Source organism: Hymenobacter sp. J193 (assembly GCF_024700075.1).
In the GTDB taxonomy this organism is placed as follows: Bacteria; Bacteroidota; Bacteroidia; order Cytophagales; family Hymenobacteraceae; genus Hymenobacter.
Map to the genome: position 1 here is coordinate 4736035 of NZ_JAJONE010000001.1, position 23467 is coordinate 4759501.

The 23467-nt window shown below is 62.4% G+C and carries 22 protein-coding genes; 5 read left to right on the forward strand and 17 right to left on the reverse strand.

Annotated elements, in window-relative coordinates; genetic code table 11:
* The first annotated feature begins 5 nt into the window (after positions 1–5).
* Positions 6–425: a hypothetical protein gene (locus tag LRS06_RS20770; RefSeq protein ID WP_257873277.1), complete on the forward strand. Its 420-nt coding sequence runs from the start codon at positions 6–8 to the stop codon at positions 423–425.
* A gap of 25 nt (positions 426–450) precedes the next feature.
* On the opposite strand, the gene LRS06_RS20775 is transcribed toward LRS06_RS20770, so the two are convergent.
* The 7 genes from LRS06_RS20775 to mnmA all read right to left on the reverse strand — a co-directional run bounded on the left by LRS06_RS20775 (position 451) and on the right by mnmA (position 7912).
* Positions 451–2991, reverse strand: a complete 2541-nt coding sequence (locus LRS06_RS20775; RefSeq protein WP_257873278.1) for a TonB-dependent receptor — start codon at positions 2989–2991, stop codon at positions 451–453.
* Positions 2988–3689 (reverse strand): ribulose-phosphate 3-epimerase, encoded by a 702-nt coding sequence (gene rpe / locus LRS06_RS20780; RefSeq protein WP_257873279.1) that lies wholly within the window; start codon positions 3687–3689, stop codon positions 2988–2990. The genes LRS06_RS20775 and rpe overlap by 4 nt, the downstream gene beginning before the upstream one ends.
* 148 nt (positions 3690–3837) lie before the next feature.
* Positions 3838–4155 (reverse strand): hypothetical protein, encoded by a 318-nt coding sequence (locus tag LRS06_RS20785; RefSeq protein ID WP_257873280.1) that lies wholly within the window; start codon positions 4153–4155, stop codon positions 3838–3840.
* Between the two features lie 152 nt (positions 4156–4307).
* Entirely contained in the window at positions 4308–5444 is a 1137-nt protein-coding gene (locus tag LRS06_RS20790) for a S8 family serine peptidase (protein ID WP_257873281.1), read from the reverse strand.
* Positions 5405–5977, reverse strand: a complete 573-nt coding sequence (locus LRS06_RS20795) for a hypothetical protein (protein WP_257873282.1) — start codon at positions 5975–5977, stop codon at positions 5405–5407. The genes LRS06_RS20790 and LRS06_RS20795 overlap by 40 nt, the downstream gene beginning before the upstream one ends.
* 70 nt (positions 5978–6047) lie before the next feature.
* The gene (locus LRS06_RS20800; protein WP_257873283.1) at positions 6048–6767 is read right to left on the reverse strand and encodes a hypothetical protein; all 720 of its coding nucleotides are present in this window, start codon (positions 6765–6767) and stop codon (positions 6048–6050) included.
* Positions 6764–7912, reverse strand: coding sequence for a tRNA 2-thiouridine(34) synthase MnmA (gene mnmA, locus LRS06_RS20805; protein ID WP_257873284.1), 1149 nt, complete (start codon positions 7910–7912; stop codon positions 6764–6766). Before mnmA ends, LRS06_RS20800 begins: the two co-directional genes overlap by 4 nt.
* A gap of 254 nt (positions 7913–8166) precedes the next feature.
* Here mnmA and LRS06_RS20810 point away from each other — a divergent pair, with 254 nt between their 5' ends.
* On the forward strand, positions 8167–8790 hold the full coding sequence (locus LRS06_RS20810; protein WP_257873285.1) for a hypothetical protein: 624 nt from the start codon (positions 8167–8169) through the stop codon (positions 8788–8790).
* A gap of 62 nt (positions 8791–8852) precedes the next feature.
* Here LRS06_RS20810 and LRS06_RS20815 read toward each other — a convergent pair whose 3' ends face one another.
* The 10 genes from LRS06_RS20815 to LRS06_RS20855 form a co-directional block, all read right to left on the reverse strand.
* Positions 8853–9680, reverse strand: a complete 828-nt coding sequence (locus LRS06_RS20815; RefSeq protein WP_257873286.1) for a maleylpyruvate isomerase N-terminal domain-containing protein — start codon at positions 9678–9680, stop codon at positions 8853–8855.
* Between the two features lie 15 nt (positions 9681–9695).
* The gene (gene trmB / locus LRS06_RS20820) at positions 9696–10217 is read right to left on the reverse strand and encodes a tRNA (guanosine(46)-N7)-methyltransferase TrmB (RefSeq protein ID WP_308239919.1); all 522 of its coding nucleotides are present in this window, start codon (positions 10215–10217) and stop codon (positions 9696–9698) included.
* Positions 10218–10225: 8 nt separating this feature from the next.
* Entirely contained in the window at positions 10226–10357 is a 132-nt protein-coding gene (locus LRS06_RS25465) for a hypothetical protein (protein ID WP_308239920.1), read from the reverse strand.
* A gap of 124 nt (positions 10358–10481) precedes the next feature.
* On the reverse strand, positions 10482–11783 hold the full coding sequence (locus tag LRS06_RS20825; protein ID WP_257873287.1) for a folylpolyglutamate synthase/dihydrofolate synthase family protein: 1302 nt from the start codon (positions 11781–11783) through the stop codon (positions 10482–10484).
* 65 nt (positions 11784–11848) lie between these two features.
* Positions 11849–12724 (reverse strand): hypothetical protein, encoded by an 876-nt coding sequence (locus LRS06_RS20830; RefSeq protein ID WP_257873288.1) that lies wholly within the window; start codon positions 12722–12724, stop codon positions 11849–11851.
* 158 nt (positions 12725–12882) lie between these two features.
* On the reverse strand, positions 12883–13284 hold the full coding sequence (locus tag LRS06_RS20835) for a biopolymer transporter ExbD (protein WP_257873289.1): 402 nt from the start codon (positions 13282–13284) through the stop codon (positions 12883–12885).
* A gap of 106 nt (positions 13285–13390) precedes the next feature.
* Positions 13391–14098, reverse strand: coding sequence for a MotA/TolQ/ExbB proton channel family protein (locus LRS06_RS20840; protein ID WP_257873290.1), 708 nt, complete (start codon positions 14096–14098; stop codon positions 13391–13393).
* 1 nt (position 14099) lies between these two features.
* Entirely contained in the window at positions 14100–15218 is a 1119-nt protein-coding gene (locus LRS06_RS20845) for an SPOR domain-containing protein (protein WP_257873291.1), read from the reverse strand.
* 113 nt (positions 15219–15331) lie between these two features.
* A complete protein-coding gene (locus LRS06_RS20850; RefSeq protein WP_257873292.1) occupies positions 15332–17041 on the reverse strand; it encodes a hypothetical protein in 1710 nt (569 codons plus the stop codon).
* Between the two features lie 100 nt (positions 17042–17141).
* Positions 17142–19583, reverse strand: coding sequence for a tetratricopeptide repeat protein (locus LRS06_RS20855; RefSeq protein ID WP_374679437.1), 2442 nt, complete (start codon positions 19581–19583; stop codon positions 17142–17144).
* Between the two features lie 958 nt (positions 19584–20541).
* Between LRS06_RS20855 and LRS06_RS20865 the strand changes: the two genes are divergently transcribed.
* The 3 genes from LRS06_RS20865 (at position 20542) to LRS06_RS20875 (ending at position 23070) form a co-directional block, all read left to right on the forward strand.
* On the forward strand, positions 20542–21366 hold the full coding sequence (locus tag LRS06_RS20865) for a hypothetical protein (protein WP_257873294.1): 825 nt from the start codon (positions 20542–20544) through the stop codon (positions 21364–21366).
* Between the two features lie 204 nt (positions 21367–21570).
* A complete protein-coding gene (locus tag LRS06_RS20870; RefSeq protein WP_257873295.1) occupies positions 21571–22167 on the forward strand; it encodes a Crp/Fnr family transcriptional regulator in 597 nt (198 codons plus the stop codon).
* Positions 22168–22239: 72 nt separating this feature from the next.
* Complete coding sequence (locus LRS06_RS20875; RefSeq protein WP_257873296.1) at positions 22240–23070, forward strand: acyl-CoA thioester hydrolase/BAAT C-terminal domain-containing protein; 831 nt, start codon at positions 22240–22242, stop codon at positions 23068–23070.
* The last annotated feature ends 397 nt before the right edge of the window (positions 23071–23467 follow it).

Here is a 23467-nt window from a genome sequence, read left to right on the forward strand (position 1 = left end):
TCGTTATGCAACTGTTCCTGGCCCTGTTAGCCAGCCTGATGCTGGTCGGTGCCAACGTCCTGCTCGCCTACTATGCCGCTCCCCTGGAAATCCTGCTCACGCCCCTGGTGGTATTGGTTCTCACGCTGTTGCTGCTCCGGGCGCCTGGCCCTCTGGCTTTGCGCTCCACGCTGGCGGCTCTGCTAATCTGCGCGCACGATGCTGGTATTAAGCACTACGGCGGCGGCACCCACGACCATGAAGGTCAGGGTTTCATTCACGCCTTCCTCTTTTTCGGCCTGCTGCCGGCTTACCTGCTGGTGCTAAACCAAGCGAGTATGTCGTCGTCTGGTACGCGGCGCCAGCAATGGGCCGCTTATCTGGTCTTTCCTCTCATCCTGGGTGTTCACCTTACGCTGTTCGGCTGGCTGGGAGTAAGCCCATAAAGGGTTTGCCTTGCTGGCACCTTGTCTAGAACCGTGCAATTACGCGCACGTTCACCACGCGGGGCGAGAGGTAGTTGGGCACGGCGTAGGTCAGGCCGTTCAGGTCCTGCACGTAGTTGTAGCCGCCCACGTTGTTGGCCGCAATGATGTTGAGCACTTCCAGCCCCAGCCAGAGGCTTTCCAGCTGCCCGACCCGGCGGGTGGCCGCGTTGCTATTCAAGCTCAGCACTTTGGAAAAGCCAATATCCACGCGCTTGTAGGAGCGGGTAAGCTTGGTGGTGCCGCGTAGCTCCGGCGCATCAGGCGGGCTGAACGGTAGCCCTGAGCCAAACACCAGATTCACGTAGCCTTTCACCGAGGGGATGTTGGGCAAATGGTCCTGGAAGAAGATGCCCAGGTTCAGGCGTTGGTCGCTCGGGCGACGGATGTAACCCTTTGGCTCCTTACCCACAGCCTGCCCATCGGCATTGAATACCGTCAGGGAGTCGTCGGAAAGATTCTCGCGGGTGGTGAGCACGCCCAGGCTGATCCAGGACTCGTCGCCCTTCACAAACTCCCCGCTCACCCGGGCATCAAAGCCGGCGGCGTAGGCCGTGGCGTTGTTGCGGGCGTAGTAGCGCAGGCGCACGTTGTCTATATCGTAGGGCACCACGTCCGTCATGTACTTGTAGTACACCTCGCCCGTGAGGCGGAAGGGCCGCCCCCACTGCTCAAACTGCAGGTCGGAGCCAGCAATGACGTGCAAAGAGCGTTGGGCGCGCAGCTCCGGGTTCAGGGAGGCCGCGTACACCAGCGGGGCCTGGGGCGTGGCCCGCTCGGCCTGTTGGCGGCGCAGCTCGCGGTAGAATGGCGGCTGGTAGTACAGGCCCGTCCCGAACTTAAACGAGAGGCGCGGGTTGCGACGCGTGATAAACGAGTACTGGGCCCGGGGACTCACCACCAGTTGCCCGTTTACCGTCCAGTAGTGGGCGCGCAGGCCGTAGGTGAGCGTGCGCAGGGAGTCCAGGGCCACACGGTCCTGCACGTAGCCCTGGTAGCGGTAGCTGTCCAGGTTCAGGTCGGAACGCAGGCGGGTGCGCCGGAAGTCAGGCACGAAGTCGGCCGAGTCGACGTAGCTGTACTCATTCAGTACGTCCTCGATCTGCTCCTGCCCGGCCTTGGCGCCAGCCAGCACGCTGTGGCGGTTGCCGGGCGTCCACTCGGTGCGGGCTTCCAGGGTACCCACGCGGGCGCGAAGGGTGTTACGGGAGTTATTGAAGCGGGAGCCTACGTCGCGCTGGCGCACTTCCTGGTTGAAGTCGGGCGAGTTGGGGTCGCGGTTGATATCGGCGAAAAAGTAGCCAGCCTCCACGTCGCGGTATTCCAGCTCCCTGGATAGCAGCAAGCCCGCCTGCAGCTCCCCGGTGAAGGTGCGCGAAAAGCGGCGGCGCAAGCTCAGGCCCGTCTGGTAGGTGTCGTACTGCATCCGCTCGTGCCCGTCGTAAAGGATGGTCAGGCGCTGAAACTGGGCCGTACCGGTGCTGAAAGTGGCCTTGCCCGACACGGGCGTGAACAGAAAATCATTGTGGGCCACGGCCGTGAGCAGGCTGAGCGTGGTGCGGCCGGGGTCGGTGGTGTCGCGGCCCAGGGCGGCGGTAAGGTACACCTGCGCGTCGTAGAACGTGGGATTGTACTGGCCCTGGGCAGTTTTGAGCGTGTTGAAGACGTAGGTGGGGTTCTTGTAGCGCACCCCCACCAGGTAGGTAAGCCGGCGGCCCGGCGAGGTAGCCTCCACGTGGGCCGTGCCGCCGGTGAGACTGGCCGTGGCCGAGGCCGCAAACCGCTCGGGGCGCTTGTAGTTAACGCTCAGCACCGAGGCCAACTTGTCGCCGTAGCGGGGCTGCCAGCCGCCCGTCGAAAACTCCACGTTGTCTACCAGGTCGGGGTTCACGAAGCTCAAACCTTCCTGCTGGGCGGAGGTAACCAGGAACGGGCGGTACACCTCAAAGCCGTTCACGTACACCAGATTTTCCTCGTAGTTGCCCCCGCGCACGGCGTAGGTGCTCGTCAGCTCGTTGTTGGCGACTACGCCGGGCAGCGTGGTCAGGATCTTATTAAAGTCGCCGAAGGCGGAAGGCAGCTCCTTGGCCGCGCGCGGGTCAAGGGGTGTGATGCTGACTTGCTCGCGCACGTCGGTGGCGCCGGGGCGGGCCCGAATAGTCACGTTGCGCAGGGAGCGGGTATCGGTTTGCAGCGTAAGCTTCAGCTCCCGGGAGTTGGCCAGGTCCAGGGGCTGGCGCAAGGGCTGGAAGCCAATGCGGCGCACCACCAGCATAAGTGGGCGCGCCCCGGTAGGTGGAGTCACGGAAAAAGAAAACCGGCCGGCGGCATCGGTGTTGGTGCCGCCGGGCTGGCCTTCTACGCCTACGCCCGCCAGCTCCACCGGCTGCCCGGCGGCGTCCAGCACCACGCCTTCCACCAGCACGCGCGCGGCCGTTTGAGCTATAGCGGCCGGCAAGCCCAGCGCCAACAGCAGTAGCACCAACCACAGAGCGGCTGGCCGCCCGCTCCACCCCACGTTCTTCATTCGGCTTCCTCAGTAGCTACGGTGGCACTTACCTGCTCGCGCAGCTCGGCCAGCGTCCGCACGGGGTCAGCGGAGTTGAACACAAAGGAGCCGGCTACCAGCACGTCGGCGCCCGCCTGCACCAGGGCAGCGGCGTTGTCGCTGCTCACGCCCCCATCGATTTCAATCAGCGCGGGCGAGCCGCAATCCACCAATAGCTCCTTGAGGGCCGCTACTTTGCGCAGGGTATTTGGAATAAAGCTCTGGCCCCCGAAGCCGGGGTTTACGGACATGATGCACACCAGGTCGAGGTCGGCGGCAATGTCTTCGAGCACCCACACGGGAGTGTGCGGGTTGAGGGCCACGCCGGCCCGGCAGCCCAGCTGCTTGATCTGCTGTATTACGCGGTGCAAGTGCGGGCAGGCCTCGTAGTGTACGGTGAGGTTGGCGGCGCCCGCGTCGCGGAAAGCGGCCAGGTAGTGCTGGGGCTCCTCTATCATGAGGTGCACATCCAGGGGCTGGCGGGCATGGCGGTGGATGGCCTGAAGCACAGGCAGGCCAAAGGAGATATTGGGCACGAAGCGGCCGTCCATCACGTCGCAGTGCAGCCAGTCGGCGGCGCTGCGGGCCAGCATTTCGGTTTCAGCCTGCAGGTTGGCAAAGTCGGAGGCCAGCAAGGAAGGAGCCAGCAGCGGTATGGGGCGGCGAGGTGCGGTCATGAACACGAAGGTAGGCGTTGGGTTGGATACCGGCGGCAGCACAGAACGTAAAAAAGCGGGCCCAGCGTACAAAGTCGGCCGGTTGGGGCAGTGGTTCTACCTTCAACCAGTCAGACGTTGTACGCTGGGCCCGCCAGCATGCGGCCGACTACGCCTCGTCGCGGCGGCGCCAGGGCTGCCAGTCCAGGTCGCCGTTTTCGCGGCGGCGCAGAAACACGGTCTGGTCGTCGCGCTGCATCTTGCCGAAGGTCAGGTCGGCGCGGCAGTCCACGCACTTCACGGAGGTGTACTTGAACTTGTCCTGAGCCACGCGGGACGATAAATCGAGGTTGTCGGACCCACAGATACCGCAGTTAAGCACATCGGGGAAACTGAGCCGGTCGTACTCGGCCACCACCTCGTGGAAGTTGACGCCCTGCACGGTGAAGTGGAACTGGCGGCGCCCAATGCGCTTGGAAATCATCATTTGTAGCATGAAAGCAAAGGAATAGAGGGTGGAGTGTAAAGCGAATATAGGAGGGCGCGGGGCTTGTCACCGCCCGCCGTTGGACGAGTTCAGCACTCATCCGCATCTATTGTTCAACGACCAGGCGGGGACAAGCCCCTACAGCAGCTCAGCTACCGGCGCACGAAGCGGGTGGAATACTGCGCGGTGCCGGCGTTGATCAGGCAGGTGTAGGCGCCGGCGGCAAGGCGGCCGGTACGCAGGCTTATCGGCGCGGTCTGGCCCATGAGAGTTTGGGTGCTGATAAGGGTGCCGCGCCCATCGTACACACGTACCTTCAGGGTCTGGCGCTGGAGCTCGGCGGGCAAAGCCAGCAGCACGAAGTCAGCCTCCGTGGGGTTGGGAAAAACACGCACGGTGCCCACGGTGCGGGCCGCACGGTTACCCAGGGGCGTACCGGGATTAGCCAGGTTGTAGGCCCGCACGAAATCCGGGATGCCGTAGCCGAGCAGATTATCGGGGGCGGCGGCCTGGGTGCCGGACTGCTTGAGCAGCGCAATGATTTCCTGGGCCGTGCGGGTGCGGTTGGCCTGCCAGAAGCCGGCCGTCATGCCCGCCAGAATGGGGCAGGCGTAGGACGTGCCGTTGCCCAGCTGCACCGTGCCCGAGGGGCGAAGCACGGCGGCCAAGCCACCCCGGGCGGCCAGGTCGGGCTTGATGCGGCCGTCGGCGGTGGGCCCCACGGAGCTAAAGGCGCTGCGCACCCCTGTCGAATCGACGGCCCCCACGGCAATGATGGAGTCGGCATCGGCGGGTACGCCCACGTATTTCCATTCTTTGTTGCCTTCGTTGCCGGCACTGTTGAGCACCAGAATGCCCACGCGGGCGGCCAGGTCGGCGGCGCGGGAGCCAATGGCCGTGTTGCCGTCGAGGTCGGCGTAGGTGTGGCTGGGCACCTGCGAATCGAAGGTGGTGTAGCCCAGCGACGAGGTGATAATGTCCACGCCCACGGAATCGGCGTACTCGGCGGCCACCAGCCAGTTCATTTCCTCCACCGGGGTTTCGGAATTAACGTCTTCGGTGATACAGAGATGATACGTTGCCTTAGGGGCCGTGCCGGTGAAAAAGCCCGGCTGATCCGCCGCCATGGTAGACAGCACGCTGGTGCCGTGAGAGTCGCGCAGAAACACGCCCTTGCTTTTATCCACGAAGTTGAAGGTACTGGCCAGGCGTTTTTCGGTGAACAGGGGCTGCAGAGGAGCCAGCTTGTCTACGCTCGGGAATCCCGCGTCGAATACGGCAATCTGCATTCCCTCACCCCGGAAACCAGCATCGTGCATGGCCACGGCCCCGATCTGCACGGCCTGGGCGTAGGCCTTGCCATAGGTGGAGCGCTGCCCGGCCGGAGCAGCAGTTGCGTTGGCAGCCGGGGGGCGTAGGTGGTGGGCTGGGGCGTGGTAGCGGCCGGGCGGTTGAGGGTGCTGGCCTGGCGCACAAAGGGCAGGGCCTGCACCTTGGCCAGGGTAGCATCGTCGCAGCTGATCATGACGGCATTAAACCAGCGCGAAGGGTACCAGTAGCTCACCCCGGCTACAGCCTTCACCTGGGCTACGTAGCCAGGGTTCACGGGTAGGTCCTGCACGGTGAGAGGAATGTTCTGACGCTGGCGCCGTTCCTGGGCCCGCGGGGAAAGAAAGGCTCCGGGCTGGTCGAGGCGGAAGGGCGACTCAGTTTTATCCTTGAAATAAACCAGCCGCTTGCGCGCCGTAGTCTGGCCCGAAGCGGGCACGCTGCCGACCCACAGGGCCGCGCCTACCAGTAGAGTCGTAACAAGTCGTTTCATAGAAGAAGAGAAAAAGAAACGGGCCGACCAACGCCGGCCCGAATACTGGACGTAGAAAAACAAAAGCTACTTACAGCTGGCCGGTTTCCAGCAGCACTTCCCGCCGCTCCCGGCCGGTCTGGATGTAGCCGGCGGCCACGGGGCAGCCGCCCTGGTCGGGGTTCGGGTTCTGACAATAGAAATACCGCTTCCGTTCCCGGAACACCGGCCCTACGCCTTTGGCAAACACCTGCCGGCGGCTGGAAAAGTAGTAGGCGTCGTCGTCCCCGTCGTCGGTGGTGGTGATGGTTTCGTCGTAGGTTTTGGCCCCGGCCGTGAAGGGCTTGTTCACGTCAATATAGCGGCGGCCCAGCGTATCGGTATCGGAGAAGGCGTAGGGGTTCCAGCGGCGGCCTTCGCGCACCGGAAACACCAGCTCCACAGTGCGCATGTTCTGGCCCGAGAGCTGCAGCGTCTGGCTGGTGGGCGTCAACACGTACACGCTGTCGTCGCGCCAGGCATCGGAGACCAAGGCGCGCTTCGAGCGGATAACGCGGTAGCTCAACAGCCCGGCGGCATCGGTGAAGGTGTCGGTAATCCGCTCCCGGAACTGGGAATGCGTGCTGGTCGGCTGATTGTCTTTCCACTCTACGTCTTCCACCTCGAAGATGCGGTAGGTGCCGGTGGCTACGGGGTAGTAGTCCGTGCCCCGGGGCGTGGCTTCCTCGGTTTCAGAATCACAGGCGTAGGCCACCCCGGCCACAGCTACCACCGCGAGGGCGCGGCGCAGCCACCCAGCTACGTGCATCATAGAGTTGTTACGGTTTGAGTGGCTGATACGGGGGTTTCCTCGATAATGTGACGCTCAATCCAGCCTCCGCCCAGTACGTCGGCGCCTTCGTAGAAAACAGCGGCCTGACCGGGCGTGATGGCGTGCACGGGCTCCTCGAAATATACGTAGATTTTATCGTCGATCTGCTCCAGAAATGCCGGGGAGCCGCCGTGGTTGTAGCGCACTTTGGTGGTGCTGGGCACCAGCCCGCGGCCGACCAGGGAGGCGTACTTGCCCATGTTCAGCTTGCCCACCACGGTGCGGGTGCTGGCCAGTTCCTCGTAGTTGCCGAGCACTACCTGGTTGGTTTCAGGGCGGATTTCCGTCACGTACACCGGGAAGCCCAGGGCCACACCCAGGCCCTTGCGCTGCCCGATGGTGTAGAACGGGTAGCCCTCGTGGGTGCCAATCACGGTGCCGTCGCGCAGCACAAACTGTCCGCCGGCCACGCGCTCCTCCAGCCCGGCCACGCGCCGCCGCAGGAAGCCGCGGTAGTCGTTGTCGGGAATAAAGCAGATTTCGTAGCTCTCGGGCTTGTTTACCAGCTCCGTGAAGCCGCGGCGCCGGGCCTCGTCGTAGATTTCGGTTTTGCGCATCTGGCCCAATGGGAACAGCGTGCGGCTCAGGCTTTCCTGGCTCACGCCCCAGAGCGCGTAGCTTTGGTCCTTATTGTCGTCGAGGCCCTTGCTGATAACGTAGCGGCCGTTTTCCTCGCGCACCTGAGCATAGTGGCCGGTGGCAATAAACTGGCAGCCGAGCTGATCGGCGCGGCGCAGCAGGGCATCCCACTTGATGTGGGTGTTGCAGAGCACGCAGGGGTTGGGTGTGCGTCCGGCCAGATATTCCTCGGTGAAGTTGCTGATAACAAAGTCGCCGAACTCGTCGCGGATGTCGATGATGTAGTGCGGGAAGCCCAGCTCCACGGCAATCTGGCGGGCATCGTTGATGCTGTCGAGCGAGCAGCAGCCGGTTTCTTTCTTGGAGCCGCCCGCCGAGGCGTAGTCCCAGGTTTTCATGGTCATCCCGACCACCTCGTAGCCCTGCTCGTGCAACAGCACGGCCGCTACGCTACTGTCGATGCCGCCGCTCATGGCTACCAGCACCCGTCCTTTCGAAGTATTCATACGTGATGTGAATTGCGCCCGAAGCGTGAAAGGTTCCGGCCGAATGCGCAAAGGTACGGAGGTTGGGTCGTTGGATGGTTTTCTGGTGGAATACTTGGAGGGTTGCAGGACGTTCTAATTAGCTGGCTGGATAGTGGGGCGGCGGGGAGAAAACAGGCGGATTGCATTTAGAACTGAATAATTAGACCGGGTTTCGGATATTGCGGCCTTAACTGCCTGCCTCCCGCTCTGCTCGCCTTTCCTCACCGTTTCGTATGTCTCTGATTACTTCCGTGCTGGTGCGCGGCATCAATAACCTGTCGGATGCCCGCTACTGCGCCGGCATGGGCGCCGACTACCTCACCTTCCGCCTCGACCCCGCCCTGCCCGGCTTCCTGGAGCCCGCCGTGGTGCAGGAGCTGAGCGGCTGGGTAGCCGGCGTACAGCTAGTAGGCGAATTTCATTCCCTGCCCATCGACGATATCAACGCCCTGGTTGCGCAGTGCGGCCTGCACTACGTGCTGCTGCACCGCGCCCGGCCCGCCCACGAGCTGGCCCGCCTTGCCTGCCCGGCACTACAGCTCGCGCACTGGATTCCTGACATGCTGCCCGAAGACGTGGACCTGCGCTTCCGGCAGCTGGTAGCCCATACGGAGGGCATTGTGCTGCCCGACGTCCCGCCCGCCCCGCTCACGGGTGTGCAGTTGGCCCACCTTAGCGAGCAGGCCCGCTCCTACCCGGTCTGGCTGGCCGCGGGCTTTGCTGAGGGTATCACGCTGCGCCAGTTGCTCCAGCAGGTGCAAGTGGCCGGCATCGTGCTCGAAGGCGGCCACGAAATCAAGCCCGGCCTGCGGGATTTTGATGAAATGGAGAAAGTCTTCGAAGCGCTGGAGGATTAAATGGTTAAATGATTGAATGACTGGACGCTATAACGCAACCAACCACTCAGCCAGAAAACCGTTCACCCCATAATCGTGAGCAGGCTGAAGAATGGCTCGGTCAACGCCCGGTCACCTTCCAAGAGCACGTACTGCTCGGCAGCGGCCCGGGGCAGACTTTTGGTGAACAGCCGCCAGGCTACCGGCCCTGCCAAGGTGATGCGCGCTACTGGCTCCGTGGCCTCGGATTCTGCCAGCTCCCAGGTGCTCGTTGCGCGACGCAATTGCCAGTACCCACCGCCTTCTCCCGTAATGTGCAGACTTACCTGCGTGCCTTCGGGGGCGGCTACGTGGCGGTAGTGCCAGCGCCAGGCGCGCAGGCAGGTTTGCAGAAACGGATGATATAGCTCAGCCGTTAGCAGGGCCTGCTCCTCGCCTACTGCCTGCCGGATCTGCTGCTGGTGGTGCCACTTTTCGGTGTAGTCGCGGGCTACATGAAACCAGTTTCGGGATTCCTGCTCACCGGCCCAGGCCACCGAAAATGCGGCCGGCGCCTGCGGATCGAGCGAGGCCAGCAGCCGGCAGTACTCCGGCCCCGACAGCTCCAGCAGCCAGGTAATCACGGCCGGGCTGAGGCGCTGGCCGGCCTGCACCCAGCTGTGGTTCAGCTCATCCAGAAATTGCACAATGCCCGCGTAGTCCGTAGAGGCCGGAGCCTGCCCGAAGTACCCGTCGCGGAGCATGGAAAGGGCGCGCAGGTTGCCGTCGAGCAGATGCAGGGCCACGTCGCGCACCCGCCACTTGGGCGCGACGGTAGACAGCTCCCATTGCTCGGGGCGCAGGCCGCGCAGCAGCGCCAGCAGGTGCTCATCCAGCACCGGAAAGAGGTGAATGGTCGGAATAGGCTCCATAACGAACGGCAAGGGTTAGCTTAGCTGAAACTGCAGATACTTAATCGGAATACCCTCACTGCGGTAGCGCCGCTCGTAATGCGTCTGGATGTCTTCGGCGTGGGGCAGCAGTTCGGGCGTGGCGTACAAATCCTTGGTATGAGCCAGCACCGTGGCTCCGGGCCGTGCCTGCACGGTTTCCAGGGAGTAGTCGAACAGGGCTTCGCTGTCGGTTTTGAGGTGTACCAGGCCGCCGGGGCGCAGCACCCGCTGGTACAGATCCAGAAAGCGCGGGGCGGTGAGGCGGCGCTTGGCGTCGCCGAGGCGGGGGCGCGGGTCGGGGAAGGTAATCCAGATTTCGCTTAGCTCGCCCGGGGCAAAATGCGCCAACAGCGTGAGGGCCTGGGTGCGCAGGAAACCCACGTTGGTAAGCTCCTGCTCCCGGGCGCGGGTGCTCCCCCGCCAGATTCTTTCACCCTTGATATCGAGGCCCAGGAAATTGCGCTCGGGGTAGCGGGCGGCCAGCCCCACGGTATATTCGCCCTTGCCGCAGCCCATTTCCAGCGTTATCGGCTGCGCTGAAGAAAAAAGGCTTCGTTCCAGCGCCCGGTCAGCTGCTGGTACGTGTCCTTGCCCGGCTCTACAATCTCGGGCCGGGTGGCATTTTCGGCAAAACGAACAAGTTTAATTCGACTCACGAAGGGAATGTGCTAATGTGATGAAAATGTGCAAATGTGCGGCGCTTCGCTAATGTGGAAAATGTGCTGATGTGTTGATTTTCATTGAAGAACAACCAGCAACTATAAACCAGCAACCAGAAACTTACAGCTCGGGGATTTCAGCCACAACGAAGGTACTGCCACCAATAAAGATGACGTCATCGGCCTGCGCGGCGGCGCGGGCGGCCTGCACGGCGGCGGGCACGGTGCCAAAGGGAGTGCCCCGCAGCCCGGCGGCGGCAGCCTGCGCCGCCAGCTCCGAGGCCGGTAAGGCTCTTGGAATGCTGGCCTGACAGAAATAGTAGGTGGCCTCGGCGGGCAGTTGGGCCAGCATGTGAGGCACGTCCTTGTCGTTGACGGTGCCCAGGACCAAGTGCAGCTGCCGGCGCGGCACGCGGGCCAGTTGCGCCATCACCATACCCAGGCCAGCCTCGTTGTGGCCCGTGTCGCAGATGATGAGCGGACTGCGGCCCAGTATGGTCCAGCGCCCGTGCAGGCCGGTTAGCTCCCGCACCTTGCGTAGGCCGGTTTGCAGCGCCTCGTCGGAAATGGTGAAGCTCTGGCGGCGCAACTCGTCCACCGAAGCCAGCACGCCGGGCAGGTTCAGGCGCTGGTAGTCGCCTACCAGGCCCAGGGTGTACTCGACACTACTTCCGTCGGCACGGCGTACTGCGCGCACCGACTGCTCTTCCTCATCAAAGGCCGGCTCGCGCACCAATTCTACCGCGTATTCATCGGCGGCAAAGACAATGGGCGCGCTTTCCTCGGCGGCTTTCCGGCGGAACACCTCGGCCACCTCGGATTGGTACTGGCTGATAACGACGGGCACGCCGCGCTTGATGATGCCAGCTTTTTCGGCGGCAATTTCGGGCAGCGTATTACCCAGCAGCGCCATGTGGTCGAAGCTGATGTTGGTGATGAGCGACACCAGCGGGTGGATGATGTTGGTGGAATCCAGCCGCCCACCCAGGCCTACTTCAATGATGGCTATATCCACCTGCTGCTCGGCGAAGTACTGGAACGCCAGGGCCACCGTCATTTCGAAAAATGAGGGCTGCAGCTGCTCAAACACGGGCTGCCAGCGCGCCACCCAGTCCACTAGGTAGTCGGCGGGCAGTTCCTGGCCGTCCAGCTTCACGCGTTCCGTGAACTCCCGCAGGTGGGGCGAGGTATACAAGCCTACTTTATAGCCCGCCGCCTGCAGCACCGCCGCCAGCCAGTGTGAGGAACTGCCCTTGCCGTTGGTACCCGCTACGTGCACGCTCCGGAACTGCCGCTCGGGGTGGCCCATAGCTTCCATCAGCGCCTCGATGTTGGCCAGACTCTTAGTGTGAGCCGCCGCGCCTACCCGCTGAAACATGGGCAGCTGAGTGTAGAGGTAGGCCAGGGTTTCTTCGTAATTCATGCGCAAAGAAAAAGCCGCCGGCCGGAATTTCCCGCCGACGGCTCCTGAAATATCAAATGCCTGCCTTACCGGACCGTGATACGGAAGGTATAGAAGCCAGTGGCGCCGCCGACTGCCGAGGTGGTACGGCGGAAGGACGACTTGTACAGCGCGTCGCTACACGCTTTTTCCTGGGCCGGCGACACGTTACCGGAAACCTTCGTCACGGCTTCTACTTCGCCGTCGGCGTTAATTTTGACTTTAAAGCGCACGGTCCCCGAGTTGTTGTCGATAGCCGGAACGCTGGGCCGGTCCTCGAATGCCCAGCCGGCCATTTCCAGGCCGTTGCCGCCGCCACTACCGCCGCCGCTACCGGGCGTGCCGTACAGGGCCTTGGCGTCGAGGGAACCATTGGGGTCACCTTGGTCACCGACGGCGCCGGGCCGGTCGCCGTTGTTGTTGCCGGTGGGGCGGTTACTAGTACCGTTTTCACCATTGCCACCGCCATTCTGACTGCCGCGGGGCGTAAACACGGCCCGCTGGTCAACTTTGGGCTTGGGCGCTTCGCGCACGGGCTCCTCGCGGGGCGGGGCGGGCTTCTCCGTGGGCGGCACCGTTATGGGGCTTTCCTCGGCTTCGCTGGTAACTACTTTGGCTTCCTCAGCCGGCTGCGGGTCGGGCTGTGACTCTTCGCGGGCGGGCTGCGGATCGGGGTCGGGCTGCGAAGCCGGTGGGCGCGAGTCTTCGCGGTTGGGTGACTCGTTGGCCGGGGCCGTGCTCTGCACATCGCCGGAGCCAGCCTCGTCAATGCCGTAGTTAAGCTCTACCCCACCCCCGCCCAGCTCCAGGAGCGGCGGATCGGGGCCTTTGAAGACGGTGAACCAGAACAGCAACCCCAGCAGCACGTGAAACACCACTGTGCCAATCAGCGCCTCGCGCCTATGTTCCTCGCGGTATTCCATGGGGTGGTTTTTTGTTTTTGGTTGTTGGTTTTTAGTCATTCGTTTTTGGCATCAGGGGCTTTTACGCAGCCAGATGAAACCAGTCCATCCAGCCTAAGGGGTACGCATGCTGCACCTAGCTACCAACAACCAAAAACGAATAACTAAAAACCAGTACCCTATTTCTGCTGGGCCTGGGTGGCCATGACCATTTTTATTTTCAGCCGGTTCCCGATTTCGAGGATATCTACCAGCTTCTGCACGTTCAGGGAGGCATCTACCCGCAGCACGGCGGTGGGCTGCTCCAGGCCAGCCACGCGCTGAGCCAGAGTTGTTTCCAGGGTGGCAGCCGTTACGGGCGTGCGGTCCAGAAAGTACTGGCCCTGCCCATCCACCGAAATCGTAATGGGCTGCTTCACGGCCTGCTTGCCCGAGCGGGCATTGGGCAGCATCAGCTTGATAACGTTCGGGTTCACCATCGTCGATACAATCAGGAAGAACAGCATCAGGAAGAACATGATGTCGTTCATCGAGCTGGTCTCGACGTGGGAAGAAACTTTACGGCGCCGGCTTAAATCCATTGCTTATGAAATGTGAGTAATGTGGTAGAATGTGAAAATGTGAGAAATGATGTGCTACTGAAACGCCTAAGCACATTTACCACATTTTCACATTCCACCACATTCGCTAATTGTCCTGCAGAATGTCCATGAACTCGATGGCCGAGTTTTCCATGCGGAAGACCATACGCTCGACCATAATGCTGAGCCAGTGGTAGCCGATGTGCGCCACGATGCCCACGATGAGGCCGGCCGCCGAAGTCACCATCTTGGTGTACAGACCGCCCGAAATCTGGGCAATGCCAAAGTCCCCGGTGGAGCTGATGGCGTAGAAGATCTTGATAACCCCCACGATGGTACCCACGAAGCCCAGCATGGGCGCAATGCCGGCCACGATGCCCAGCACGTTGATGTTCTTTTCGAGGCGGGCAATTTCAATCTTGCCCACGTTCTCCACGCTGGTTTCAATGTCTTTGAGCGGCTGCCCAATGCGGCGGATGCCCTTGTCAATCATGCGGGCCAGCGGAGAGGCGTTCTGGGCGCAGAGCATCTTGGCGCCCTGTAGGTCGCCCTTCACCATCAGGTTGCGGATGCCGGGCATGAACGAGTCGGGCACGGCGCCGGCTTTGCGAATGGTGAGATACCGCTCGAAGATGATATAAATCGAAACGAACAGCAGCAGAAACAGCGGCACCATAATCCAGCCACCGGCCAGAACCAGGTCAATCAGCGAAAGGCCGGTGTCGGTAGCAACGTCGGCGGTAGGTGCGGTGGTGGCGGCAGCAGCCGTAGTGTCGGGGGCGGCGGCAGAAACCTGCAGCAGAAATGGCGTCATGCTAATAGTTAATGACTTCGGTTTGAACGCCAAACTGCTTTCTTACGATAGCCTCGTGGCGCTTGGCGGAAGCCTGGTCAGCGAAATCAGCGGCGGAAAGGCGGTAGAATCGGGTCCCCTTGATGAAGCGGTTTCCCCGGCGCGGCAGCAGCAGTTGAGTGGCTTTGCCCTTGCTGGCGTAGGCTTGCTGCAGCTTCCGGGCCGAAGCCTCGTTGTTGACGGCAACCACCGCCACGTACCAACGATTGGTAATACCGGAAATTGTAGCGCTGCCCGTTTTAGGGGCGGCCACCTTTGCTGCTACCGACGCCGCAGCCGGAGCTGAGGTTGCAGCCACCGCTTTCTTTTCGGGGGCGGCTACGGTTGCTGCCACCGGCTCTGCTACCGTAGCGGCGGGCTCAGGCTTGGCTACGGCAGGCTCGTGCCAGCCCGGCTGGGCCAGGGCGGCCTGCTGGCGCTCGGCTACCTGGGCGGCGGGCTCCGGCGTGTCTGAGCTGGCTACCCATTCCGTGGCGCCGCGCAGGTTATCGGGCAGGTAGCCCATGCGCAGGGCAAACATGTAATTGGCCGACAGCACCAAACCACCAATCAGCGCGGCCGCTACGCCGTTGAGTACGCGGCGGCCCAAACGGCTGCGTGAGGCCCGCAAAACGGGCTCCGGCAGTTCCGTGCCCCGCTCCCGGGCCTGCATAGCATCGGTGGCGCGCACGGGGCGCGACAGGAGTTCGGGCAGGCCGAAGGAAGCCGTGAGCAGGTTGTGAGTGCCGGTATATTCAAAGTCTAGCCCGCGGCCGGCGGCGTGGCGGAAGATGCCGATGCCGGGCAGTTCCGTGCGCTGGGCAGCCGTCAGCTCGCTTTGCATCCGCGCTACGGCCTCGCGCACCAGCTGGCGGGCCTGGGCCGCCGGCATGTTCAGCGTCCGGCTCAGCGCGTCTACCAGCAGACCGTCGTTGCGCGTCAGGGCCTGGTTGAAGGCCACGCGCTTCGTGGGCGGCGCCAGCGTATGGCGCACCGGGTGAATATGCGCCGGGGAGTAATCAGCAATAAGCCCCCCAAAGTCGGGAATAATCACGCAGTCATGGTCGCGGAGCAGGGCGCTGATATGGTCGGAAAGCTGCATTCCAGATGGTTTGAGGTGACAGGTGATAAGGTGACACGTAACAGGTAACAGGCAACAGGACAACATATCCGCTGCCCTTTTACATGTTACGTGTCACCTCATCACCTCACCAGTTAGAACTGGTAAGTAACGCCGGCCAGCACGTTTACGCCCTTCACCGGGTAGAGAAGAAAACGCTCGTATTTACGGCCCAGCAGGTTATTACCCATAGCAAAGATGGACAGATTATCCGAGAATCGATAATCAGCCCGCAGGTTCAGGTCCACCACGCTGTCGGTGGGACGCACGGTCTGCACGTAGGTGCCGGAGGTGGTCGGCGGCACGCTAGTGTCGGGCACAAAGCGGGTTACGGCCCCGTAGCTCGATGACAAGGTGTAGAGCTCAGCGCCTACCAGCAGCTTATCCATGAAGTTGTAGGAGCCGAAGAACGTACCCTGGAAAGTAGGTCGGTGGAAGGCTTCGGCCAGGGTTTTGGTTTTGTAGGCGTTGTAGTCGGCCTTGACGCCCAGGCGGAACCGCTCGGCAGCGTTGTAGAGCGCCTCGCCGTGCACGTTCATGAACTGGGTGGTTTTGCGGTCATACACCAAATCGAAGCGGGTAGAGTCGCGCCGGCTGTTGTTATAGAAGTACAGGTTCTGGTCGTTGGCCAGCGTCACTTTGGCGTTCAGCTCCAGGGCGCGTACCGGCGTGGCCGAGAAGCCAAAGAACACCGTGGGGCCGCGGTGGGTGTCGGCCACACGCTGGTTAGGACCGAGCCAGGGGTTTTCGGTGGTCAGGTCGTACATGGTAGTGCGCTGCAGGCCGCCACCCAGGCCCCCGTACACCACAAACCGGTCTTCGGCCACGGTGTAGCCCAGGCGCACGGCCGGGTACACGTTGAACTGCTTGGCCGTTCCTATTGTGTCGCCGGTGTAGCCTAGCGTGGCCCCAATGGACACGTCGAGGCGGTCGAAATCCACTTCCAGGGCGGGCGTCACCTGCACAAACGGCCGGCTCACGCTCACCGAATCCTTGTGTGAGATAAACGAAGCCTCGCCGTTGATGGCCACGCGGGTTTTCTCCGTGAGGTAGTATTTCGACTGCAGGCCCAGCTGGAAGTCACTTTCCCGGGCCGCGAAGTTGTCTTTCCAGTAGCGGAAGCCCGCGCTCAGGTCGTACTGGAACTGGGCGCCAGCGGCCCGGTTGCGCAGGTACACCTTGGCGGCGGCGCGGTTGAATACCTGCTTGAGCGTGTCGGCGTCGGGGCGCGGCTCCCGCGGGGCGTAGCCGTAAAAGTTGTACCGCTCACGGCCCAGGTCGAGGCGTGCGCCCAGCGTCATCGGCCCACTGTAGGTTTCGCCGTGCAAGCCCAGGCTGCTTTGAGCTACGCCGGAGTTTTTGCCGTCCACGGGGCCCTTGGCCGAGGAAATGTGGCTAAGGTTGACGCCATAGGAAGCCGCGTTGTCGCGCGTGTTGTGCAGGTACGCCTTGCCGTAGACGGTGCCGTAGTTGCCCAGGCCCGCCTTCACGTAGTTGCCCAGCAGCGGGGCCAGCTCTTCCTGCTTGATGGTGAGCACCCGCACCGAGGGATTCAGGTTATCGGAAGGCAGGCGGAAGTCGGGGAAGGTATACTGCAGCGGCTTGGCCGTCTTGGTCGGAGGCGCAATCTGCACCTTCTCGTAGTTGCGCGTGGCCTCGGGCAGCTGGTTTACGCGCTCCTTCACAATCTCAATTTCGGCGTCTTCAATCTTGCCGCGGGTGCGCTGGGCCTGAGCCAGCTGCGGGGCCGCGCTGGCAGCCAGCAGCACCAGAGCCGCGGCGGTATGGGAGGAACGAAGCGTCATACTAGCAGGAAAGGGCTTTGTTCAGTTGATGCTTTACACAAGCTGAACCTTTGGCCTATTAATCAGAAGGTTATTTTCTTTTGTATTTTACAGCTTGCTCCTATTGCTCACCCTCAGCCGGAGCTTCGGCCGGACTTTCAGCCGGGGCCGCCGTGCTGTCCGTGGGAGCGGCCTGCAGGGAAGCGCGTGGCACTGTGCGGCCTTTGGGGGCGGGCTTGGCGGGCGCTTTGCCGGTAGCCGGCTTGGTGGTCGTGCCGGCTTTGGTGGGCGCGGGTTTGGCCGGGGCCGGCGTGCCGCTGTCGAGGTTGGCGAGGCGCTGCTTGGCGCCTTCCACCACTTCCGGCACCGGGAATTTGTTGTCGATGATGGAGTTCAGCGTGGCCTTGGCCTGGAAGGCTTCGCCCTGGGCCGTGTAGATGTCGGCAATCAGCAGGAATGCCCGGCCCAGCCACAGTTCGTAGCTGCTGAAGCTGGAGTTGCTCTTGTAGGCCGCATCCAGCGCCGCTTCGTACTTCTGCTGCTTGAAGAGGACCTCGGCCAGCAGGTACTGCGCCTCCGCTCCCGATTCATCCTGGGCCGCAGCCGCGGCGCCTGTCAGCTCGGGCACGGCCTGGTCGAGGTTACCGGCGCGGTAGCTGGCCTTGCCCAGATAAAGCAGGGCCTGGTTGGCCGCACTCAGGGAAGAACTACCCAGGTTTTTCACTTCTTCGGCCACGCGGCGGGTAGCCGGGTAGTCGCCGCTTTCGTAGTAGCTTTTCATCAGCCCCACCCCGGCGTTGGCAATTTCGCGGCGGTTCTGGGAGGAGCTTTGCAGGCGGCCGTAGTACTTGATGGCCTCAGCGTAGTTCTTGTTCTCGAACTCCAGATCAGCCACCCGGCCCACGGCGCGGTTCACAAACTCCGACTTGCCCTCGGCCACCACCGCCTTCATGCGCGTGAGGGCCTCGGCCTTCTTGCCGGTTTTCAGGTAGGCGTCGGCCAGCAGGTAGCGGCCATCCACGGCCAGGGCGTTGTTGGGATACTGCTTGAGGTAAGCTTCGAGGCGCGGAATGGCCTGCTCGTACTTCTCGGCCGCGTACAGCGACTTGGCGGCCTCGAACTCCACGCTTTCCACGGCCGCGTCGTTGGGGTTCTGCTGCTTGAAGCGGGCCAGGTAGGCATCAAACTCATCCGTCTGCCCCAGGGCCGTGAGCGACTGTTGCAGGGAGTAGATGGAGGAGCTGGCGGCCTTGCTGCGCGGGTACTGGTCGAGCACGCGCTTGAAGTCGGTGGCGGCTTTGTCGTGCTGCCCCAGGTTGGCATAGGCTACGCCGCGCTTCTGCAGGGCCGTGGGTGCCAGCGGGGAGTTGGGCCGGTTGTCGAGCAGGCGCGAGAAGCCGGCCACGGCCGCTTCGTAGTTGCCACCCTCAAACTCCAGCTGGGCCTGCTGGTACACGGCATCATCGGCGTAGCGCGAGGATGGTGCGGTTTTGAGCAGAGTGGCCAAGGTGCTGGCGGCTTCGTCGCGGCGGCCCAGGAGGCCCAGCACTACGCTTTTCTGGTAGTAGGCGTAGTCCTTGTCGGCGGCGTTGGCCTCAATCACGCGGTTGTAGCCTTCCAGCGCGGTCTGGTAGCTTTTGGCCACGTAGTTGATGTCGGCCAGGCGCAGGGTGACGTCGTAGTAGTTGGGGTCTTTGGCGGCCTGGGCGTCTTTCAGGTAAGCCTGAAACTGGGGCCGGGCCTTCTCATACTGCTGGGTGTTGTAGTAGGCGTAGCCCAGGCCGTAGCGGGCCTGTTGGTCGAAGTTGGTTTGGGCGGCCGGGCCGCTGGCGGCGGTGCGCAGGGCGGCGGTGTAGCTCGTAATGGCCGGCTGGTACTGCTGACCCTGGCTGTACACGTCGCCGCGCAGCACTTCGGCGGCGGCCTGCAGGGCGTCGTCCTGCGGGTATTTCAACGACTTCTCCACTACCGGTAGGGCCTCCTGGAAGCGGCTGGCGTTGTAGAGCGTGGCGGCCTGGTAATAGGCCACGCGCTGGTAGGTGGCGTTGAGCTTGGCGCTGCGGTTTTCGAGGCCCTCGAGGTAGTTCAGGGCCTGGGCGTAGTCGGCCGAGTTCAGGAAACTCTCGCTCAGGATATCGTCCACCACGGCCGCGTTCTTGGAGCGCGGATACTTGCGGTCGAAGTCGCGCAGGGCGGCAATGACTTCCTGGGTGTTGCCCTGCTCGTAGTTGATCTGGGCGTACTTGACGGTGGCGTGTTCGGTGACGTTCTTGTCAAACGTAAGCTTGCGGGCCGCGTCGAAGGCATTCAGGGCCAGCTGCTTCTGCTGGGTTTGCAGATAACTGAGGCCCAGGTGATAGGCTGCGTTCTGGCCCAGGGAGTCGCGGCGGGCGGCCACGCCCTTCAGGCTGCCGATGGCGCCCTTGTAGTCGCCCATCTTGTAGTTGGCATAGCCCACCTTGTACTGCACCGAGGGGTCGATTTTCTTGCGGCCGTTGGCGTACTTGTCGAAGTACACGGTGGCTTGCTTGTAGTCCTGCTTCTGGTAGAAGGCGTCGCCCACCAGCAGCTGTATCTCGTCGGCCGACTGCGGGGGGCGGGGTCTGGGCCAGGGCCTTGGTGCCGTAGCTGATGAGCCCGTCCAGGTCGCCTTCCTTGTAGTAGATCTGCGTCATCACGGCCGGCACCACGGGGCGGTAGGCGTCGTTCTGCTCGGCCACGGCCAGGTCCTTGCGGGCCCCGGCGAAGTCGCCGCTCAGGTACGCCAGGTAGCCGGCGTAGTAGGAGCTGGCGTAGCGGTACTGGTGCTGGCCCTGCTTGTTGCGGTCGAACTGCAGACGGGCCTTGTCGAAATCCTTCTGGGCAAAGTAGCTGTAGCCGAGCTTGAACTCCGACTCGGCGCGCTGCTCGGCCGAGAGGTTGTCGGGGGCCACGCGCTGCAGGTACTCAATGGCCTTGGGGTAGCTTTTCCGGTCAAAGTAGGACTTGCCCAGCTCAAAAAACGCCACGGCGGCCTTGGGGTGGGCCGGGTTATGGGCCGCGAAGGCCAGGATGCGCCCTTCGGCGTCGGGGTGCTGCAGGTACAGGCCCGCCACGGCGTAGTAGTACTCGGCGTCGGTGGTGCGGTCCTGCAGGTCGCCGGTACGGCGCTGGGTGAGCTCCAGGTACTGCTGAAACGCCTGCTGGGCCGCCCCGTACTTGGCGCGGTCGAAGAGCTCCAGCCCTTCCTGAAAAAACCGTTCATCGTTGGCAAACACCTGCGTCTGCTGGGCCTGGGCGGCGAGAGGAGCCGTGGCGCCCAGGGCCGCGGCCAGGGCAATCCGGGGAAATAACTTCATTGCTCGGCGTTACGGGAAACAGCCCCACGAGAGGGCGGATACGGCCAAAAGTAGTTAAAAATGCCGTTGGGTTGCGGCCTTGGCGGCTTTTGGGTGTTACTAACGTCAAATGCGGGTGCTTGGTGTATACCTTGCGGGCGTTGGTGCGTTAGGGTTTGGCTTTTTTCTATTTCCGCTTCTCGTATGCTATTCCCGCGTTTACTCTTTCCAGGCCTGCTGACGAGCCTGGCTTTCGGCTGCTCTGCTCCTGCTGCTTCAACTGGCCCTTATCCGCAAAACCCGGCTATTTCGGACGCCCAGGGGTACCCGCGGGATTCCACCACGTTCTACTTCCCGGCTGCGGACTCGCTGACTGCTAGTAGACCAGCAGGAGAATCTGTGGAAGTACAGGCTTCAGGTGAACCGCTGGAAAGTTGCACTGGTGAGTTGCGCTTTGCCTCCCACACGTTAACTTTCTTCCAGGCCCCAGTACTTTCTAACTACTATTTGGGCGCCCCTATCTACCGTTTTACGTGGCTACGCTCTTTTCATCGGCCGGTTTTACTCACTCTGCGGCTTCGTCAGGGCAAAGCTGTTTTGCATACTCAATTGCTTACTAAATCTGCCATGCCTGCGCCTACCATTAGCGCTATTGATTTTACCGCTCCGCAAAGCAAGGAACAGGTGCGCAAGCAGCAGGAGCAGCTGTTGGCCGACGTCGAATTTCAAAATTTTCTAGCTGAGAGCAAAAAACCGCCTATCCAAGTCAGGCAAGAGGAAACCAGCCTGTCAGTGTCCCTTGAGCAATGGCAGCACTTTCAGGTGCTTCTCGCGCGGTGCCGCTTCCAAAACCTGGCTTCTTGTGAAATAAACGAGGTACTCGACGGAGCCTACTGGCTGCTGGAAGCCCACCAGGCCAGCGGCTACCACGTAGTTTTTCGCCATAGCCCCGATGAGACGGATGGCTTCCGTAAAGCCTGCGAATACCTGATTGAGTTAAGCTCGGTTCGGAAAGAGGAGCGGTATTAGGATAGGGTGCGGGGCTATGCCTCGCCGCCGTCCGCGCCACTCGGGCCACGCGGCGCGGACGGCGGGCGGGGCATAGCCCCTCAATCGTAGGAGCCACTCCGCATAGCCGAGCGACGGCCGAGTGCGCAAGTCCTGACCCATTTGATTTGCTGCCCCGTGCGCCGGGGCCTACTTTGCGGCCCAGCCGCCTCACCGGCCCCATCCATGCCCATGCCAGAGCCGGAACGCTCCCCTTCTGACAACACGCTGCTCAGCCATTTCAGCTACTACATCCGCTTAAGCCCGGCCCTGCAGGCCGATTTGGTGGATAAGGTCGCCGTCGTTCACTTTCGGAAGGGCGCCACGGTGCACGACATGGGCCGGGTGTGCAAGGAAAGCTTTTTCATCCGGCAAGGGCTGCTGCGCACCTATTACCTGAAAGACGGCAAGGAAATCAGCGAGTACTTCTGCGCCGAAGAAGAGTGGGTGAACTCGCCCCGCAGCTTCATGCAACAGCAGCTCGACATTTATTCCATTGATGCCCTGGAAGACACCGAAGCCTACCGCTTAAAAGTGGCCGACCTGCTGTATTTATTCGACCACTACCCGGAAATGGAACGATACGCCCGCTTGTCGATGGGCAGCCTGTTCGGGCATTTAATTGAGCGCATCACCTCGCTGCGCTTCACCACGGCCGCCGAGAAATACACCCATTTCTGCCAGGCCTACGCCGGCCTCCACCACCGCATCCCGCTGAGCATGGTGGCCTCTTACCTCGGCATCACCCAGGAAACGCTGAGCCGCATCCGGGCCAGAAGCTGACACCTTATTTGATGTAGGTCAAATGCCGGGGCTGCCGCGGTTCTCAACTTTGCAGAAACCAAACCAGCTCCTATGAAACTCCTTGTCCTGCTCCTGCTTCACCTGTGCCTGGCGGCTACCGTGCGCGCCCAGGTCCGCCTTCACACGCCCCACGTCGAAAGCCAGCTCTACCTGGGCAGCGGCCGCCACCAGCCCCTGGTGGTGGGCCTCGGTGGTTCGGAAGGCGGCAACGCCTGGGCCAGCAGCCATTGGGCCACCACCCGGAACCAGTTGCTGGCCAAGGGATACGCCTTTCTGGCCATCGGGTATTTTGGGGCCCCCGGCACGCCAGATACGCTCAATAAAATTGCGGTCGAAGCCGTATACCAGGCCATCAAAGCCGCAACGAAAAATCCGGCCGTCGCCGCCCACCGAATTGCGCTTATCGGCGGTTCCCGGGGCGGCGACCTGGCCCTGCTGCTGGGCAGTTATTACCCCGACATCGACTGCGTAATTGCGCTGGTGCCCAGCCACGTGGTGTTTCCGGGCCACACCGCGCACTTCAGCACCTCCCTGTGGACGTACCAGGGTCGGGAGTTGCCCTTTGTGCCGGTAAACGAAGCCGCAGTGCCTTACCTAATGAAGCGGGATTTGCGGGGGGCTTTCACGGCGATGCTGCAGGATACGGCGGCGGAGAAAAAAGCAGCTATCCGGGTAGAAAACATCAAAGGGGCCGTCCTGCTGCTCTCGGCCACGGCCGACGAAATCAGTCCCAGTGCGCCAATGTGCGCCAAGCTGATGGAGCGCCTGCGGCAGCATCGTTTTCCCCACGAGCACCACGCCCTCGTCGGCAGCCACGCCGAGCCCCTGAAGCATTTTGACCTGGTGTTTGCTTTTCTGGAAAAAAACTTCCCGCCAGGCTAGCGCCCACGGCCCGGCCGGACACCGGGTACACACCGGAAACAGCCTTCCTTCTATACCCATCACGAAGTGCCGTCCGAAAAATACCAGGGCGTGCAGCGACGCAACTAGGTTGCGTCTCGTCGTTAGCTCCGCTGACCTTCGGTTGCTGACGTTGAGTATCCGGCGCGTTTCCCTTCGTGCAACGACGAGACGCGAAGGGTCGCGTCTCTACCCCCATGCGCAGCTCACTTCGCGACGAGTATAAGCTCGGTGCGGAAAGAGGAGCGGTATTAGGGTAGGGTGCGGGGTTTGCCCTCGCCCGCCGACCGCGCCACTCGGCCGTCAGTGTTCAACCGTACCCTTGGTCATCGGTCAACAACGGGCGGGAACAAGCTTCGCACCCTACCGCATAAGCATA